Consider the following 17,108-nt stretch of genomic DNA (forward strand, 5'->3'; position numbering starts at 1 on the left):
AACACATAGTATATGGTAGAAACACATATTTTTAAAATAAAAGAAACAAATTACATAACTGATAAGTATATTAGGAGTAGGATGAAAAAGTAGATTAATAGAGAAAGAGGAGGAGATTTACATTACTACAACCGTTATCTCTCATTTTTATAATGAAGAGTATTTATTACCATGGTGGCTTAAGCATCATACGAAACTGTTTGATCATGGCATTTTAATTAATAAAGGATCTACAGATCGTTCAGTTGAAATTTGTAAAAAATTCGCACCGCATTGGGAAGTGCGAGATTCTGTAAATCCAGAGTTTGATGCATTTGCGACAGATCATGAAGTGATGAGGGTGGAACAAGAAGTAAAAGGATGGAAAATGATTTTAAATACGACTGAGTTTCTTTGCGTACAAGATAAAAATCAGTTTTGGAAATCACTGAATGAATTGGGAGGGAGGATGTATTGGCTGGAAGGGCTTATTATGGTCGATGATCTTAACTATAATTATCCGGACCTTAACTTTGGAATACCTTTAATGAAACAACGATTTCACGGTTATTTACCAGAAGATTGGCCGTTATGGAGAAGAGGTAGATTTATTCATAATCATGAACACGGAAGTTATACGGTTGGAAGACATTTATCTGCACATGAATCTATGATTTATCCGCCACTTGCATGTATTGCATGGTTTGGTTTCAGTCCATGGAACGATGCGATGAGAAAGAGAAAATTACAAATTGGTCCGACTCTTTCTGAAGCTAGTAAGCATGGGGGAATGGGAACGCACCATATTATTACGCCTGAAAAATTAGAAGAATGGTATAAGGATTTAGCAAGAGGGGCGAGGGATTTACGTTTTAGTGTTGCGTATCGTTATGCTTTTTTATAAATGATTCCCACCATAAAATTGTTTCTTCGATTCCAGTATTTAGATCGTATATTGGTTTCCAGTTTGCTTCAGTTTTTAAACGGTCTATATTAACTCCGACAAATAAAGGTTCATCTTTAGAGAAAGGGATAGCACCTAATTTTATTAAATGTTCTTTTCCTATCTTCTTAGCGATGATAGAAGCTAATTCTTTAATTTGTACAGATTGACCGGAGGCGATATTGATTGTGCCTGTAACGTCGCGTTCTAGTACTGTTACGAGAGCATCAGCGACGTCACCCACATGGAGGAAATCTCTTGATTGTTTTCCATGTGTACATAGTGCTTCCTCATTTTTTAATAAGGAAGTGATAATGTTAGAAACGAGTCGATTCCCTTGTTCTTGAGGGCCATACATATGAAAAATGCGGCCCCAACACATGCTGAGGCCTGTTTGTCGTGCGTATGATTGTAGCCAGGAGTGTAGTACGTTTTTACATAATGAATACGGGGTTTTATAGGAAAGAAGCGGTGAATCTTCAAATAATACGCCGTTAAACCATTCATACTCTGCGCCAGTACCTGCGACGACGACACGCTTTCCACCGCATGCTGTGAAGTGTTGAATCAATGAGATGCTGGATGTCAGCCAATAGTAATTATGAATGGATACATAGCATGCTGGCGGCACTGCTTCCCAAGCTAAATGAATGAGATGACTAGGTTTCATATCGTAAATGAGTTTTTTTACTTCTTCATCGCAAAGTAAGTTTACTTTATGCCAATGGCAAGAAAGATGGGAAGGCTTATTTGTATTGTAAGTGGCGTGCACTTCATAGCCCTTTTGAATAAGAGAATGTACAACATATTTACCAATCCATCCACTACCGCCTGTTACAAGGATTTTTTTCATGGCTCAATTACCTCAACTTCTGGTATTGTTACTAAAAATTTGCCGCCCCATTCACGAATGAAAGAGCATTCCTTCATAATTTCGTCTTTCAAATTCCAAGGAAGTATGAGAATGTAATCAGGTTTTGTACGTTTAATTTCTTCAGGAGATTTTATTGGAATGCGGGTTCCTGGTAGAAGGAGATTTTGTTTGTGAGGGTTTTTATCTACTGTATAAGCTAGAAACTCTTTTCCTATCCCGCAATAATTTAAAAGGGTGTTTCCTTTAGCTGGAGCACCGTAACCGATAATTTGTTTGTTTAAAGCTTTCGCTTCGATAAAAAACTGTAAAATACTTATTTTCAATTGTTCTATGCGTTTAGAAAAAAGAAGATAGCAATCTAATGTATCTAGCCCGTGATTGACTTCTTTTTGGAGTAGTTTTGTAACATTGGAATGGATAGTGGATTGGTCACTTAGATGGTTTACAAAAATACGTAATGAACCACCGTGCGTTGAAAGTTCTTCTACATCAACAATTTGTAAATGATGGTGAGCTAAAACTTTTTGAAGGCTTATAAGTGAGAAATAGGAGAAGTGCTCGTGGTAGATCGTATCAAACTGTTTGAAGGATATGAGGTTTAATAAGTGCGGGAATTCAATTGTTATCGTGCCATCTTGTTTTAATAACGTTTTTAAACCTGCCACAAAATTATGCAAGTTCGGGACGTGTGCCAATACGTTATTTGCGATAATTAAATCTGCTTGCGGTAATTTTTTGGCTAAGTCATTGCTGAAAAAATTCACTTCAGTAGGAATTCCTTTTTGGATAGCAATTTCTGCTACGTTTTTTGCTGGTTCAATTCCTAACGTCTCAATATTTTCTTTTTGAAAGTATTGTAATAAGTACCCGTCGTTACTCGCAATTTCAATTACTTTCGAATGGTTTGCTAAGTTAAAACGCTTAATCGCCATTTCTACATATTGCTTAGCGTGTAATAACCAGCTTGATGAGTAAGAGCTAAAGTATAAATAGTCATGAAAAATATTGTGCGGAGATTCAAATTCATCTAATTGCACAAGTAAACAAGAGTGACAAACAAACGTGTGCAATGGATAAAATGGTTCCATTTTATATGAGTGTTCTGGAGCTACAAATGAGTTAGCGAGAGGAGAAACACCTAAATCTAAAAAAGTATTTGTTAGAAATGAGTGGCAAAAACGGCATTTTTTCTGTTCCATTTTATAGCCCCCTTATAAATTTTTGAATGCATCAATTTGTTGCCGCGTGAAAGATTCCATATTTTCACCGGATGCATATTTTTTGTACCAATCAACAGTCCAAGCGATAGAATGATTTGTTGATAACTTAGGAGTCCAACCGAGTTTATTTACTGCTTTTGTACTATCGAGTGTTAAAACAGGTGATTCATAAGGGGGATTTGTATGAGGAGAAAGGATTGTTAGTGGTTTATTCCATAATTTTATTATAGATTGAATGACATCATGAACGGTTTTGTTAGGTTCATTCATCGGGCCGAAATTCCACGCTTCTGCATATTCAGCGTCTGTCCAAAGATTTTCAGCTAAAAGGATATAGCCATGTAAAGGATCTAATACGTGTTGCCACGGACGAATAGCGTTTTTGTTTCTAATATTTAATGTGCCGTCTTGTAAATATGCACGGATGGTATCTGGAAATAATCGATCTTCTGCCCAATCACCACCACCGATGACGTTACCTGCTCTGACTGAGGCAAGTTTAAGTATGTTAGTGCAGAAGAATGATTTTTGGTATGATGCTGCAACTAATTCAGCGCAAGCTTTACTAGCACTATAAGGATCGAAACCTCCTAGCCGGTCACTTTCCGTGAATGCCCGGTTGCCGCTTCCATCATTTTCGTAACATTTATCACTTGTAACATTAATGATGCTGCGTATACTTTCTATATGTTTTGCCGCTTCTAATACGTGAACAGTACCTAAAACATTCGTTTTAAATGTTTCGATAGGATTCTTATATGAAGTAGTGACGATTGGCTGGGCTGCTAAATGAAATAGTATGTCAGGGTTGTGTTGTTTCATGGCGTGGAATAAAGAATCGTAATCTGTAATATCGCCATGAATTGTTATGCACTCTTTTGCTACGTTACATTGTTCAAAAAGGTTAGGGATGGAAGGGGGATGAGAAGAAAAGCCAACTATTTCTGCACCTAAAGAAGTTAAAAAAAGGGTGAGCCATGAGCCTTTAAAGCCAGTATGTCCCGTAATAAATACTTTTTTCTTATTCCAAAAAGATGATGAAGACATATTACCAAACCTTCCACGGAGCGTTATTACTTTCCCATAGCTCGACTAATTTATTTTTATCGCGCAATGTATCCATCGGATGCCAAAAGCCAGTATGTTGATATGCGGCTAGTTCATCTTTGTTTACTAACTGAACTAAAGTGTCTGTTTCAAAAACAGACTTATCTCCACTAATGCAATTAAAAACATCAGGATTTAAAACGAAAAATCCACCGTTAACCCATCCGCCATCCCCGAGTGGCTTCTCTTGAAAGGATGTTACAGACTGTTTATCTAAGACGAGAGAACCGAATCTACCAGGAGGTTGTACGGCTGTAACAGTAGCCGTTTTGCCGTGCTTTTTATGAAATGCAATGAGTTCTTTTATATTTACATTACTTAATCCATCGCCATAAGTGAGGCAGAAAGGTTCGTCCCCGACGTAATTTTGTATTTTCTTAACTCGTCCACCCGTTTCGGTATTTACACCAGTATCGATTAGTGTAACTTTCCACGGTTCTACACGATGAGAATGGCTAGTAATTGTATTATCGCTTAAATGTATCGTGAAATCGGACATGTGTAAGTTGTAATTTAGAAAGAACTCTTTAATCGCATATCCTTTATAGCCTAAGCAAATAATAAACTCAGTAATCCCGTAATGGCTATACAAACTCATAATGTGCCATAAAATAGGTTTTGTTCCAATTTCAATCATAGGTTTCGGTTTTAAATGTGTTTCTTCCCCAATCCTTGTCCCGTATCCACCAGCAAGAATAACAGCTTTCATTTTTTCCTCCTAAAATAAAAAATATAATATATACAGTATTCATATTGTATGCAAATGGTTTTGTTTTTGACTAAGTGCGTAAAAATGTGTGGAGCATGATAGGATGAGACATATTAAGGTTTGAATTTAGGGAATAATTGTTGATACTCAGGATGATTACGTAGATCCTGTGTTGAATTAGTTAACATTAAAAATCGAGCTTCGAGTTCTTCAGAGGACCGACCATATTGTATTTGAAGTCCCAATCGAACGCCCTTTTTTGAGAGGGTGGGTGTAATTTGTAATTTTCTTGCCTTTGTATGTTCGTTCCAAGGGCTAAAATAAAATTTTAAAATGAATGAAGGGGAGTTATAAACGATAGGTTGGTGCCGGGTAAAATGTCTGCCTGGTAAATATGCGCCATCAATATGGTTGTGTATAAATCTCCAGGCACAACCGATTTCTGGTTTATAAGGAAAGAGCCCGTGATATCGTTGTTCTACTAAAGGAATGGAATATCTTAGTTTTGAATAATTGTAATCATGCTTATCAATCATGACAATCATTCTAATCGCATACATATTTTGCCCTAACGTATGAAGTGATGAGAAAAATTCTTCTACATTATTACAGCAAAGAAATTCTGTAGTATTTAATACCATCTTCCAACCTGAAACTTCTCTTTCAATTTCCATTACTTCAATGTCAGTATTAGTGGGATCGAATTCAAGGAATCTTGAATCTCGTACTTCCCAGTGGGGAGCAAATAATTTGCAAAGTTCAACAGAACGATCTGTAGAACCTCTATTAATTAAAATACCGTGATCGAATATTTTTGTGTGATGCATAAGCCACCATGGAAGTAGGTATTCTTCATTATAAAAATGAGAAATGAGTGTCTTTCTCATGTTAATCATCTCCTATACAAGCAATCATTATTAGTAGGATATGTTTTTTAATAAGAAAGGTTAAAAGGTGCAGACAATGTAGTGATTAAGTAATAGTTTAGTAATTTTATTGTATAAGTGTAGATTACTTGTATTGAATAATAATAGGGTGAATCTTGTAATTTTGTATAAATTATGAACAATAAACCGTCACGTTTGACTGTACAGTTTATGTATTGTATGATGGTAGTAATATAATCAAGGGGGGAAGATCGTTGGGAAGGTGTATCGAATCGGACAGTTGGCTCTCATGGCTCACGTGTCGAAACGAACGATTGATTATTATACGAATCTAGGTATCTTAAAAGCGGAGCGATCTCAATCTAATTATCGCTATTACGACGAAACAGCATTTGAGACATTACAATTTATTGAGAAGTGCAAAGAAATGCATATGCCGCTTTGTGAGATTAAAGAGAAAATCGAGGAGAAGAAGAAGCTGCTCGGTATCAATGAACACGTTTCGAAACAAGTGAATGAAGTGACAGACCATATTCATCGATTAGAAGCAGAGTTAACGGAGTTAAAGCCGCTTTTAGATGGATTGACTGATTCACAACGTGAAAAAATATCGAAATCTTTATCTGGTCAAACGACAGCTTTAATACAGACACTTGTTCTATTATTATAGAAAAAAGTGTAATCCGACCTCTTTAATTTTTGTATCGGGCTATGTTTTCTAAGAAACAAATAAGAAAACATTATAGTATACAGGAGGTGGACACCTTAGTTTTTTTAACTAAGGGGATTCATTGGAAATATTTAATTTAGTCATGGTTGCGATTTTAATCGCATTTACTGGATTTTTCGTAGCAGCAGAGTTTGCGATTGTAAAGATACGTTCAAGCCGTATCGATCAGCTTGTTGCGGAAGGAAAACGCGGTGCTTTAGCAGCGAAAAAGGTAACAACAAATTTAGATGAATATTTATCTGCTTGTCAATTAGGTATTACAGTTACAGCTATGGGATTAGGTTGGTTAGGTGAACCGACAATCGAAAAGTTATTACACCCGTTATTTGAGAAATGGAACTTAAACCCTTCTATTTCATCAGTATTAACATTTGGTCTTGCTTTTATGATTATGACGTATTTACACGTTGTAGTAGGGGAATTAGCTCCGAAAACAATGGCAATTCAAAAGGCTGAAAGGGTAACGTTATTATTGGCAGGTCCATTAATGATGTTCTATAAAGTAATGTATCCATTTATTTGGGTATTGAACGGTTCAGCTCGTGTGATAACTGGTTTATTCGGTTTAAAGCCAGCTTCAGAACATGAAGTAGCTCATACAGAAGAAGAATTACGCCTTATCCTTTCAGATAGCTATGAAAGTGGCGAAATTAATCAAGCTGAATACAAGTATGTAAATAACATTTTTGAATTTGATAATCGTATTGCAAAAGAGATTATGGTACCGCGAACAGAAATCGTCGGTTTCTACTTGGAAGATTCAGTAGAAGAACACATGAAAGTAATCCAAAATGAGCGATACACACGTTATCCGATTTTTGGAGAAGATAAAGATGATATTATCGGTATGGTCAACGTAAAAGATTTCTTTATTCGATATATGACCGAGGATCAAAAAGATTTATCATCTATTCGCTCGTATATGCGTCCGATTATTGAAGTGATGGAAACGACTCCAATTCACGATTTATTACTTCAAATGCAGAAGAAGCGAATTCCGATGGCTGTTTTATATGATGAGTACGGAGGAACAGCCGGAATTGTAACGCTTGAAGATATCTTGGAGGAAATCGTCGGCGAAATTCGTGATGAATATGATGAAGATGAAGCACCACCAATTCAGCATGTGAACGAACAACATATCATTGTTGATGGAAAAGTGCTTATCTCAGAAGTGAAAGATTTATTTGGATTACACATCGAAGAAGATGATGTGGATACAATCGGTGGATGGATTATGATGCAAAATCATGAAATCGAAGAAGGACAACATGTTGAGGCGGAAGGTTATGAATTTAAAGTGTTAGAAAAAGACGCTTACCAAATTAAACGTGTTGAAATTCGTAAGATGGAACAAGAGCAAGAAGAAGAGAAAGCAGCAACTGTGTAAGTTGCTGCTTTTCTTCTAAAGTATAAAAAATGCGAGATTAGGAGCGGATATTTTGATTCAAGAAGCCTTACGTGTATATCGATTACAATTGTATGTAATCTTTAGTGGTTTACTACTTATGTGGACGATTACTCCGTTTGGGAAACAAGTAACAGGGTTTGGGATCGGATTAGCTGTAAGTGCATATTGCCTTTGGTTATTAGCTCGCAGAGTGGAGAAACTTGGGAAAAGTATTGTAATGAAGGAAAAGGCTCCGGGATTAGGAGTTCTAAACCGATTTGCAGCTGCCATTTTAGGAGCTATCATCATGTATGAAATTGAGCATGAAATGGAAATGTGGGCATTTGGTACAGGCATTTTAGGTGGTCACTTTTTAATGATTACGAATTTAGCTTATGCAAATATACAGTTAATGAAAGAAGAAGAGAAGCAAAGAGAAAATGCTTCGAAAAACATAGAGCTATGATGAAAGGGACCTAATGGGGTTCCTTTTTTAGTTTAGCGATATGATACAAGTAATCAAATTAACGACAAATATAATACGCTTCTTTTTTACGTTTTTCAATAGTATGAAAAATAATAAAAAAAAATTTGAAAACCCATCGATTTCTAAAGCTTAAGTATGTTATCATGACAAAAGACTTTTTGAAAGAGGTGGATACCAATGTTACAAGCGTTACTTATTTTTGTGCTTCAAATTATTTACGTTCCCATTTTGACAATCCGTACGATTTTGCTTGTAAAGAATCAAACAAGATCCGCTGCTGGTGTTGGATTGTTAGAAGGAGCTATTTACATTGTCAGTTTAGGTATTGTGTTTCAAGATTTATCAAATTGGATGAACATCGTTGCCTATGTCATTGGCTTTAGTGCGGGACTATTATTAGGCGGTTATATAGAGAATAAATTAGCAATTGGTTATATTACGTATCAAGTTAGTTTACTAGACCGTTGTAATGAATTAGTAGATGAATTACGTCACTCTGGATTTGGCGTTACAGTATTTGAAGGCGAAGGCATTAATTCGATACGTTATCGCTTAGATATCGTTGCAAAGCGTTCTAGAGAAAAAGAACTGTTAGAAATTATTAATGAAATTGCACCGAAAGCCTTTATGTCTTCTTATGAAATTCGTTCATTTAAAGGCGGATATTTAACGAAGGCGATGAAGAAAAGAGCGTTAATGAAAAAGAAAGATGAACATGCATCGTAAAGAAAAGGGAATAGTGCAGTTTTAAAAGAACGGCATAATCCCATATGTAAAAGAGAGGAATCTATTTTGATGTAGATTCCTCTCTTTTTTATGAAAAGTATTTATGTTTTAAGTTAAAAAACTAAATCGTATAATTATTTTTTTTACTCATCCTCAAATTAATAATTAGCCATACGACTTGAATAAATATCGGTATGATAAACGCGATTAATAAAACGATAAGTGATATGGATTTAATTTCGGGTGTTTGAATAACACCAGCACCATCAACATCTCGTAGCCAAATAATAGCGGCCCATACTCCAAAAAGGATAATCCAAAATATGTTACCAATCCACCAAGAAATCCATCGTTTTTTCATATTAGCACGCCTTACATTTACCCTTTGTTAACAGTATATTTTCGTTCGTTATATTTATAATGAAACAACTTTAAAATTAGTTTTTAACTGTATATCTAACTTGTTTAAACGTTACCATTTCTCCATCTTTATCATCATCTTTCGTTTGCAAAAGTTGAACTTTTGGTTTGTAATCTGTCCTATGAGCATGCTCAATATCTTTAATGTTAAGTTTGTAAGGTTCACCATTCTTTATTTTTTGTTCCAATACTTGTTTATTGGCAACATAAATAAAAGTTATTTTATTTTCATCAATACCTTCAGTCTTAATTTCTAATTCATTATCTTTTGTTGTAATCGTTGGTGTTAATAATTCCATACTGCCGCTTCCGGTTTCTAAAGAATTTTCTGCTATAGTTGAACATCCTGATAATATGATTCCAGTGAATAGAAGAGTCATTAACTTCTTTTTCATAACATCCCCCGATTTCAAGTGATTTTTGATTTTGGCATTGTTAGACTGCTAGTGAGGTACGTAAATGTTTAGTTAGCACTCTAGTTGATTGTACCATAATATGTAAATTAAAACAGAGTGTATATCCAATTTAAGGGAGATTAAAAAGTTTACTTATTGTTGCAAAATCGTTTGTTTTAGCTTCTATTTCAATCGAAATATAGACAGGAGAAAGAAAATTTTTTATGGAAATTACAATTTTTACATTTTACAATAATGATATGGAATAGATGAATTTATTCACTTCGGAGGTAGTTACTTGAACATTAACGAGAAGGCAATTGAAATGTTTGAACAAAATAATTATGAGGAAGCGATGGAACTGTTTCACCGAGCAGTACATGAATCTAGAAATGAAGTTATACGGGAATCTATCGAAGCGAAAACAGCAGAAATAGAAGATGTTCAGAATGAAGAAGTAGAAGAGAACTGGACAGAAAACGATAAGAAAGAGTTAATTAAGGAATATACAGAAGAGAATAATTGTTATAAAACAATGATAGAACGTATCAAATCTGGATATGTTCCAGGGTTAGAATTTGAAACTGATTATATAGGGGCTTGCTATTTATTTGGTTGTAAAAGACATAATCATCTTGAATATGAAAAATAAAAAGATTCGACTGTCAAACATGATGGTCGAATCTTTTTCGTTATAGGTCGCTTGTATTACATAGGTATATATCCTCTTTAGAGGACCCTTTTTTAATATTTAAAATATGTAGTGAAATAAAACCAATAAGTCCTATTCCACCGAAAATAAGCCATGGTGTATACATTCCGTTTAGGTTGGATGTAAAAGATGTACCGGTATAATTACCGATGATAAAACCAAATGCGAGTGATAGTTGATAAAATCCGAAGAAAGTGGCTGTATATGATTCATTACTGTAATTTGCAATAGCGATATCAGCGTTAGGTAATACGAGTGTTTCACCGATTGTAAATAAAATTACACAAATAAATAGCCAATATGGGTGTTGAAATAAAGGAATGAGTAAAAAGGAAATACTCATTAATAAAACGCCGTATTTAATAATGGAAAGTGTGTTGTATTTGTGAAAAAGTTTTCGGAATAATACCATAAATATGACGCCTGTTATTGCATTTATCGTAATAACTAGTGTAGCAAGCTGATTGCTATTACTAATGTTTTTCATATGAAGTGGAAGTGCGACAGTAAGCTGAGTAAACATAATATAGAAGAAGATCATGATAAATGAAAACAGAATGAAAGACTTGTTTTGTAAGATAGCCTGTATTCCTAATGTAATAGACGTGTGTTCAGTAGTGACCTGGAAGTGATTTTTAAGTAAGTAAAAGATAAAAGCGAATAACAGCATAAGAGATCCTGTTAGAGAGAAAGCATAGATTGGATCAAGTAAAAGTAAGAACCCTCCTGCAATTGGTCCAATTATTGCACCGCAATTAAAACTAAGGTTTAAATATGTAAATAAATTTTTTCTCATATGAGCTGGTTGTGAGCCGAATATGGCGCGAGCAGCAGGTTCATAAAATGCAGTTCCAAAGCCAATAAGTGCAGAGGAAATAGAAATTGTATAGAAATCAGAACATATTCCTAAAGCGATAAATCCGATTCCTCTTAAAAATAATCCGGCTATCATCATAATGATATAGCCTATTTTGTCAGCAATTAATCCTGAGAATAAAGGAATAACTCGTGATGTGATTGTCATAACCGTCAACACTGTTCCTACTTGAACAGCTGAAAAATGGAGAAAGGTTAATAGATAAATAGCTAAAAATGCGTATACTGCAAAATACCCAAAAGACATAAAAAATGAAGAAATAAGCATGAAACGTATCGGTATTGAGAAACTTTTCATAGAACTCCTCCTAATTTTGTAACCAGTAAAATTAATTGATGGTTAACGATTTTATATTATAATTATACATAAAGTCAGAAAAAAGTAAATTTTAAGAAGAAGGTGAATGGAATTGAATCAGAACGCACCACATGAATTAGAATATATTCGGGAATTTTTAAATACATGGAAAATACCAAACGATACGAGAGAGCCAATTGATTTGATACAAACAGAAGGGGATATAAAGAAATTTATGAAAAAATATTTTCATGAAGAGTTCCCTTTTCATACGATAGAGGAATTAAAAAGTTTTCGAGAAGATATTCGGATGACGATTGAAGGTGAAGGATCGTTGCAAAAATGGTTAGAGAAATACCCATTTCATGTACATATAAAGGAACATATGAAAGGTATTACATATGAACCAGTATACGAAGAGAATGTGTATACAAAAATATTAAGCATTGTGTTTATCTCGATTCAAGAAAATTGGTGGGGAAGGTTAAAAGCATGTCCAGATTGTCGCTGGGTATTTTATGACCATTCGCGTAATGGAAGTAAAAGGTGGTGCGGTATGTATGCTGGAGAAGAAGGAGGAAGAGCATGCGGTACAATTGCAAAAGTAAAAAACTACCGAGCGAAGAGAAAAGGGAGATCGGGTTATGATGTGTAATTAATATTAGGGGAAGAAAATAGGATGGGGGAATGAAGGGTATGGAAAGTACACAAATGTTAGCTTTAAATAAAAAGTGTTGGGATACAGTTGCACCTTATTTTTTTCAAGTGGATTGTTTACCGAAATATGGTCCGTATACAGCGTCTGAAGATGAGATTCATTTGTTCGATTCAATCAGAAATAAAAAGGTTCTTGATATAGGGTGTGGAAGTGGTCATTCGTTGCAATATATGGCAGAACATGGGGCAGAGGAAGTATGGGGTCTTGATCTTTCAAGTGAACAAATTAAAACAGCGAATGAAACGTTAAAGTGTTGGAATCCAAAGTTAGTATGCGGAGCAATGGAAGAGGAAGGAGATATTCCGAAAGGGTATTTTGATATTGTATATTCCATTTATGCATTAGGTTGGACTTCGGATTTAAGAAAAACGTTGGAATTGATTTATTCGTATGTAAAGCCAGGAGGAATTTTTATTTTTAGCTGGGAGCATCCCGTATATTCAAACTTAATGTATGGAACTGAGGAGATTGCTTTAAGCTCGTCTTATCATGAGGAAACTCCTATTACGTTTGAAACATTTAAAGGGGAAAATGTACAAGCAACGTTATATAAAAGAAAAATGAGTACATACATAAATGAGTTAAATAGAGTTGGTTTTACAATTGAGAGGATGGAAGAGCCTGAACCAGCTAGCTCATTTGCTGAAGAATTAGCGGAGCCTTCTACGAAGTATTATTCTTTATATAAAGCTAGAATGGTGCCGACTACTTTTATTGTGAAGGCAAGGAAATGAAAAATACAGCGTACGCTTTTTTCAGCGTACGCTGTATTTTGTTAAAGGTTAGTACTTATCTTTTCGGCTGAAAAATATGTTGAAAGAAGTATTTATGATGTAAGTTATCTACAATTTTATTTGCTTGATATGTGCGGTGTTGCTCTAGTCGAAGTCTTTGCTCCATCATTTTTATTGCGTGATCAGATAAACGTAACATAATACATATCTCCTTTTCTATAAATATAGGTGACTATTTGGTATCGTTCCCATATTTATAACTAAGGAGGCAAAATGTGTAGCATAGGCAAAAAGCACCTTCCTCTCCCATTACGCTTACGAGGTTAGCTGTCGGACTCGGGAAGTGAGAGTTCCCTACTTAAAAAAGATTCGCCCCAAGTAGCATAGCTACAAAAGTGGTTCCCCCGCTCCAAAATTTGGACTCAGCAAAAGGTATTATAAAGTAAAAGATAACATAAATAAATTGATGAGTCAAACTATTTTATGTTTTCTGTCTTTTTTAATTGTGTAAGAATCATACGATCGGTAATTTTTATATCTGTTACTTCAAGGAAGCCGTGTTTTTTATATAATGCAATAGCAGGGGGATTTGCTTTACCTGTTTGTACAATATATGTCGTGGAAGAAGGAAACATGTTAAAAATATAAATTAGGAGTTTCGTTGCGATTCCTTTTTGAAAAAAATCGGGCGATACAACTAATCTGTGGATATCAATAAGCTGTTCTTCTTGCATAAAAGAAATAAAGCCGACAAGTTTGTTTACAGAAAAATATCCATAGAATGTTTCACCGCAATTTTGAATATCGTTTACAGTATCATATAAACGGGGGATTGCAGTACTGTTTAAATAGTTTGCTTCAATTTTATAAGCCGGAATTTGAACTTGTAAAATGGATGCTGCTACTTCACAAGAAGTGGCATTTAACTTAAGAATCATAGATAATGAAGCCTCCTTTGAATATGATATATTAATATAATTGATTTTTGGGTAAGTTTGACAATGATTTTCTTTTTTGCATATAATATATGTATCTCCTTACATATATTACTCTTCCGTTTGTTTCTATAGTAGAATATGGTTAGTGTAAATGAATTTGTAATCTTAAATAAGAGTTTTGCTACTCTTGTATTTGAGCATACAGACTATAATAGAAATGGAGGACTAAAGATGGGATGGATTATCACATTAATAGTTGGTGCTATTATAGGTGCAATTGCTAGTTCTATAACGGGTAAAAATTTTCCGGGTGGTATGTTTGGAAATATTATCGCAGGTTTATTAGGTGCTTCGTTAGGCAGTAGATTATTTGGATCTTTTGGGCCATCATTTGGTGGGATTCATGTTGTGCCAGCATTATTAGGAGCAATCGTGTTAATTTTTATTGTATCATTTGTAGTGAAAGCTGCAAGGAAATAAATATAGATTATGACGAAAAGCCCTGAATAAGGGCTTTTCATCATTCGAAGAGGTGGTTTAGTTGGAGAAAATAAATATAAGAAAAAGGGACAAGCTGAAACAGTTTTTTAGAGAACACAATTATTTAGCAGTGCTACTTGGATTTGCATTATTGTTCATTAATATTTTATTGCTAACAAAAATTTCTTTTGTGTTTACTCCGTTTATCGTCTTTTTAAAAACAATTTTCTTCCCGGTATTATTAGCGGGCGTACTATTTTATATTTTGCATCCATTCGTTTCACTCCTTGAAAAGAAAGGTGTTTCAAGAATCGTATCGATAGCCTCGATATACTTAATCGTAATTGGATTATTTGTGTTCTTAGTTTTAACGGTTATTCCTATTATTAAAGATCAAATTGATGCATTAATAGATAACTTACCGTATTTCGGTCATGAAATCGAACGAGCAGCACGTAGATTTGGAGAAAGTAATTTACTGAGCAAAATTCAGGAGAATTTAAATATTGATGTAGCGAGTATGGTAAAAGACTACACAGTTGATTTTACGAAGTCATTATCATCAGTAACAGGAAATGTAACTGGATTTTTAAGCACTGTTACAGAAGTGGTTTTAACGTTTGTAATGGTTCCGTTTATATTGTTCTATCTTTTAAAAGATGGTGAGCAATTGCCGAATCATTTCTTAAAGTTCATTTCAGAGCAAAGACAACCGGCAGCAATGAGAATACTAGATGATATGCATTATGCGATTAGTTCGTATATTAGAGGACAAATTATCGTTAGTTTGTTTATCGGTATTATGTTATTAATTGGTTACCTTATTATCGGTATTAAATATGCCGTACTGCTTGCTATTTTAGCGATGATTGTAAATATCGTTCCGTATGTAGGACCAATCATTGCAATTACACCAGCGTTAATTATCGCATTTATTGATTCGCCAGGAATGGTTTTAAAGGTAATTATCGTTATGATGGTTGTACAATTAGCAGAAGGTAAATTTATTTCTCCGCAAGTCATGGGGAAAAAGTTAGATATTCATCCGATTACAATCATATTTATTATTTTAACTGCCGGAAATTTATTTGGAATTATGGGGATTATTTTAGCGATCCCAGGATATGCGATATTAAAAGTGTTAGTTACGCATGGTTATAGATTTGTTAAGTTGAATACGTGAAAAAAGAGCTAAAACAGTATTATCTGTTTTAGCTCTTTTTTATTAACAATTGATGTGCATATTGGCGTGCCCATTGATCCGCTTCTAATATAGCATCTAGAGAAGGGTCGTTTACGTTATGATGAGCTTCAACTGTATTGTAAATTGTTTTTTCGATATCGAAAAATGCAATTTCATTTTTAAGAAATAGTGCATTTGCAATTTCGTTCGCTGCATTTAATACGGCTGGAGTTGTACCGCCAATTTTGCCACATTCAAATGCGTATTGTAGACAGGGGAACTTCTCTAAATTTGGTTTTTCAAAATGCAAACTACCAATTTCTAATAAATTTAATTTTTCATAAGAAGAAGGTAGCCGATTAGGGTAGTGAAACGCATATTGAATTGGCATCCTCATATCAGGAGCACCGAGCTGTGCCATAACTGATCCATCAATAAACTCTACTAAAGAATGAATAATACTTTCTTTATGAATCATTACATCAATTTTTTCATAAGGAATATCAAATAGCCATCTTGCTTCCATTACTTCGAATCCTTTATTCATTAATGTGGCAGAATCAATCGTTAGTTTTGCCCCCATTAACCAGTTTGGATGTTTTAAAGCATCTTTTGCTTGTAAAGTTTTCATTTCTTCACGTGTTTTATCACGGAATGCACCGCCAGAAGCTGTAACAATTAATTTGTCTATTTCTTTATTATTTTCTCCGTTTAAACATTGGAAAATAGCTGAATGCTCACTATCGACTGGAATTAAACGACATCCGTTTTGTTTCGCCAGTTCAGTTACGATATGTCCAGCTGCAACTAACGTTTCTTTATTAGCGATGGCAATATCTTTCTTCGCCTTTAATGCTTCAATCGTTGGAAGTAGTCCGGAAACACCGACAACAGAACTTAATACAAGATTTGAATCAGGATGAGTAGCTACCGCAATTAAGCCGTCTGTTCCATATGTGATTTTTGTGTTGGTTGAAATACGCGTACGAAGCATGTCTGCTAATTCTTTTGTCGCGACGCTTACAATACGAGGTTGAAACGTTTTGATTTGTTGCTCAAGAAGATCGATATTATAATTTGCGGTTAAACCGATGATTTTAAAATGTTCAGGATGAGTTGAAACGACATCTAATGCAGATGTGCCGATGGATCCTGTTGAACCTAAAATGGATATATATTTTACCATAAAAAAACCTCCAAAGTTGTTTCGAGTATTTCTGCAAACCTATATAGTATTAGACAATTGAAGTGGAAATTCCTGCTATATAAAATAGAAAATTCGGGTTTGTTTGGAAGTGAAAT

Annotated in this window: 20 protein-coding genes, 1 pseudogene and 1 riboswitch; of the genes and pseudogenes, 10 read left to right on the forward strand and 11 right to left on the reverse strand. The window is 34.5% G+C overall.

The genetic code is table 11. The features are described 5' to 3' along the window. The first annotated feature begins 97 nt into the window (after positions 1-97). Positions 98-883 carry a glycosyltransferase family 2 protein gene (locus ACQVV1_RS08190; protein ID WP_242254722.1) on the forward strand — a complete coding sequence of 262 codons (786 nt, stop codon included), beginning with the start codon at positions 98-100 and terminating at the stop codon, positions 881-883. Here the strand turns inward: ACQVV1_RS08190 and ACQVV1_RS08195 are convergent. From ACQVV1_RS08195 to ACQVV1_RS08215, 5 genes are all read right to left on the reverse strand, one after another. Further along, the gene (locus ACQVV1_RS08195; protein ID WP_309259132.1) at positions 852-1,775 is read right to left on the reverse strand and encodes an NAD-dependent epimerase/dehydratase family protein; all 924 of its coding nucleotides are present in this window, start codon (positions 1,773-1,775) and stop codon (positions 852-854) included. The two genes, ACQVV1_RS08190 and ACQVV1_RS08195, sit on opposite strands and share 32 nt — an antisense overlap. Next, positions 1,772-2,995 (reverse strand): class I SAM-dependent methyltransferase, encoded by a 1,224-nt coding sequence (locus ACQVV1_RS08200; protein ID WP_242254656.1) that lies wholly within the window; start codon positions 2,993-2,995, stop codon positions 1,772-1,774. The genes ACQVV1_RS08195 and ACQVV1_RS08200 overlap by 4 nt, the downstream gene beginning before the upstream one ends. Before the next feature lie 12 nt (positions 2,996-3,007). Continuing rightward, on the reverse strand, positions 3,008-4,063 hold the full coding sequence (rfbG, locus tag ACQVV1_RS08205; protein WP_242254654.1) for a CDP-glucose 4,6-dehydratase: 1,056 nt from the start codon (positions 4,061-4,063) through the stop codon (positions 3,008-3,010). A 1-nt stretch (position 4,064) separates the two neighbouring features. Continuing rightward, positions 4,065-4,832 carry a glucose-1-phosphate cytidylyltransferase gene (rfbF, locus tag ACQVV1_RS08210; RefSeq protein WP_242254652.1) on the reverse strand — a complete coding sequence of 256 codons (768 nt, stop codon included), beginning with the start codon at positions 4,830-4,832 and terminating at the stop codon, positions 4,065-4,067. A gap of 113 nt (positions 4,833-4,945) precedes the next feature. Continuing rightward, positions 4,946-5,719 carry a glycosyltransferase family 2 protein gene (locus ACQVV1_RS08215; RefSeq protein ID WP_242254651.1) on the reverse strand — a complete coding sequence of 258 codons (774 nt, stop codon included), beginning with the start codon at positions 5,717-5,719 and terminating at the stop codon, positions 4,946-4,948. Between the two features lie 262 nt (positions 5,720-5,981). Between ACQVV1_RS08215 and ACQVV1_RS08220 the strand changes: the two genes are divergently transcribed. The 4 genes from ACQVV1_RS08220 (at position 5,982) to ACQVV1_RS08235 (ending at position 9,052) form a co-directional block, all read left to right on the forward strand. Then, a complete protein-coding gene (locus ACQVV1_RS08220; RefSeq protein WP_000285638.1) occupies positions 5,982-6,389 on the forward strand; it encodes a MerR family transcriptional regulator in 408 nt (135 codons plus the stop codon). 121 nt (positions 6,390-6,510) lie between these two features. Continuing rightward, positions 6,511-7,839, forward strand: a complete 1,329-nt coding sequence (locus ACQVV1_RS08225) for a hemolysin family protein (protein WP_000402258.1) — start codon at positions 6,511-6,513, stop codon at positions 7,837-7,839. A gap of 52 nt (positions 7,840-7,891) precedes the next feature. Further along, positions 7,892-8,305, forward strand: a complete 414-nt coding sequence (locus tag ACQVV1_RS08230; protein WP_242254647.1) for an ATP synthase subunit I — start codon at positions 7,892-7,894, stop codon at positions 8,303-8,305. 198 nt (positions 8,306-8,503) lie between these two features. Further along, positions 8,504-9,052, forward strand: coding sequence for a DUF2179 domain-containing protein (locus ACQVV1_RS08235; protein ID WP_000938438.1), 549 nt, complete (start codon positions 8,504-8,506; stop codon positions 9,050-9,052). 121 nt (positions 9,053-9,173) lie between these two features. Here the strand turns inward: ACQVV1_RS08235 and ACQVV1_RS08240 are convergent, their stop codons facing one another. Further along, on the reverse strand, positions 9,174-9,413 hold the full coding sequence (locus tag ACQVV1_RS08240) for a DUF3923 family protein (protein ID WP_063221880.1): 240 nt from the start codon (positions 9,411-9,413) through the stop codon (positions 9,174-9,176). 76 nt (positions 9,414-9,489) lie between these two features. Further along, positions 9,490-9,867: a hypothetical protein gene (locus ACQVV1_RS08245; RefSeq protein ID WP_309259130.1), complete on the reverse strand. Its 378-nt coding sequence runs from the start codon at positions 9,865-9,867 to the stop codon at positions 9,490-9,492. A gap of 388 nt (positions 9,868-10,255) precedes the next feature. On the opposite strand from ACQVV1_RS08245, the pseudogene ACQVV1_RS08250 reads away from it, so the two are divergent. Beyond that, positions 10,256-10,519 (forward strand): annotated as a pseudogene (locus ACQVV1_RS08250) (tetratricopeptide repeat protein); the annotation flags it as partial. Positions 10,520-10,559: 40 nt separating this feature from the next. On the opposite strand, the gene ACQVV1_RS08255 reads toward ACQVV1_RS08250, so the two are convergent. Next, on the reverse strand, positions 10,560-11,753 hold the full coding sequence (locus ACQVV1_RS08255) for an MDR family MFS transporter (RefSeq protein WP_242254641.1): 1,194 nt from the start codon (positions 11,751-11,753) through the stop codon (positions 10,560-10,562). Between the two features lie 112 nt (positions 11,754-11,865). Here ACQVV1_RS08255 and ACQVV1_RS08260 point away from each other — a divergent pair, with 112 nt between their 5' ends. Continuing rightward, positions 11,866-12,408, forward strand: a complete 543-nt coding sequence (locus ACQVV1_RS08260) for a CGNR zinc finger domain-containing protein (protein ID WP_063220990.1) — start codon at positions 11,866-11,868, stop codon at positions 12,406-12,408. 41 nt (positions 12,409-12,449) lie between these two features. Then, positions 12,450-13,205 carry a class I SAM-dependent methyltransferase gene (locus ACQVV1_RS08265; protein WP_431168739.1) on the forward strand — a complete coding sequence of 252 codons (756 nt, stop codon included), beginning with the start codon at positions 12,450-12,452 and terminating at the stop codon, positions 13,203-13,205. A gap of 55 nt (positions 13,206-13,260) precedes the next feature. Here the strand turns inward: ACQVV1_RS08265 and ACQVV1_RS08270 are convergent, their stop codons facing one another. Continuing rightward, positions 13,261-13,404, reverse strand: coding sequence for a hypothetical protein (locus tag ACQVV1_RS08270; protein ID WP_000945244.1), 144 nt, complete (start codon positions 13,402-13,404; stop codon positions 13,261-13,263). 97 nt (positions 13,405-13,501) lie between these two features. Then, positions 13,502-13,643, reverse strand: a riboswitch (cyclic di-AMP (ydaO/yuaA leader). Between the two features lie 38 nt (positions 13,644-13,681). Continuing rightward, positions 13,682-14,143, reverse strand: a complete 462-nt coding sequence (locus ACQVV1_RS08275; RefSeq protein WP_431168740.1) for a GNAT family N-acetyltransferase — start codon at positions 14,141-14,143, stop codon at positions 13,682-13,684. 231 nt (positions 14,144-14,374) lie between these two features. On the opposite strand from ACQVV1_RS08275, the gene ACQVV1_RS08280 reads away from it, so the two are divergent. Next, positions 14,375-14,623 (forward strand): GlsB/YeaQ/YmgE family stress response membrane protein, encoded by a 249-nt coding sequence (locus ACQVV1_RS08280; protein ID WP_088097083.1) that lies wholly within the window; start codon positions 14,375-14,377, stop codon positions 14,621-14,623. Between the two features lie 61 nt (positions 14,624-14,684). Further along, entirely contained in the window at positions 14,685-15,806 is a 1,122-nt protein-coding gene (locus ACQVV1_RS08285; protein ID WP_063220900.1) for an AI-2E family transporter, read from the forward strand. A 28-nt stretch (positions 15,807-15,834) separates the two neighbouring features. Here ACQVV1_RS08285 and ACQVV1_RS08290 read toward each other — a convergent pair whose 3' ends face one another. Next, positions 15,835-16,992, reverse strand: coding sequence for a 1-deoxy-D-xylulose-5-phosphate reductoisomerase (locus ACQVV1_RS08290; RefSeq protein ID WP_063220901.1), 1,158 nt, complete (start codon positions 16,990-16,992; stop codon positions 15,835-15,837). Between the last annotated feature and the right edge of the window lie 116 nt (positions 16,993-17,108).

The organism is Bacillus basilensis (genome assembly GCF_050630465.1).
GTDB lineage: Bacteria > Bacillota > Bacilli > Bacillales > Bacillaceae_G > Bacillus_A > Bacillus_A basilensis.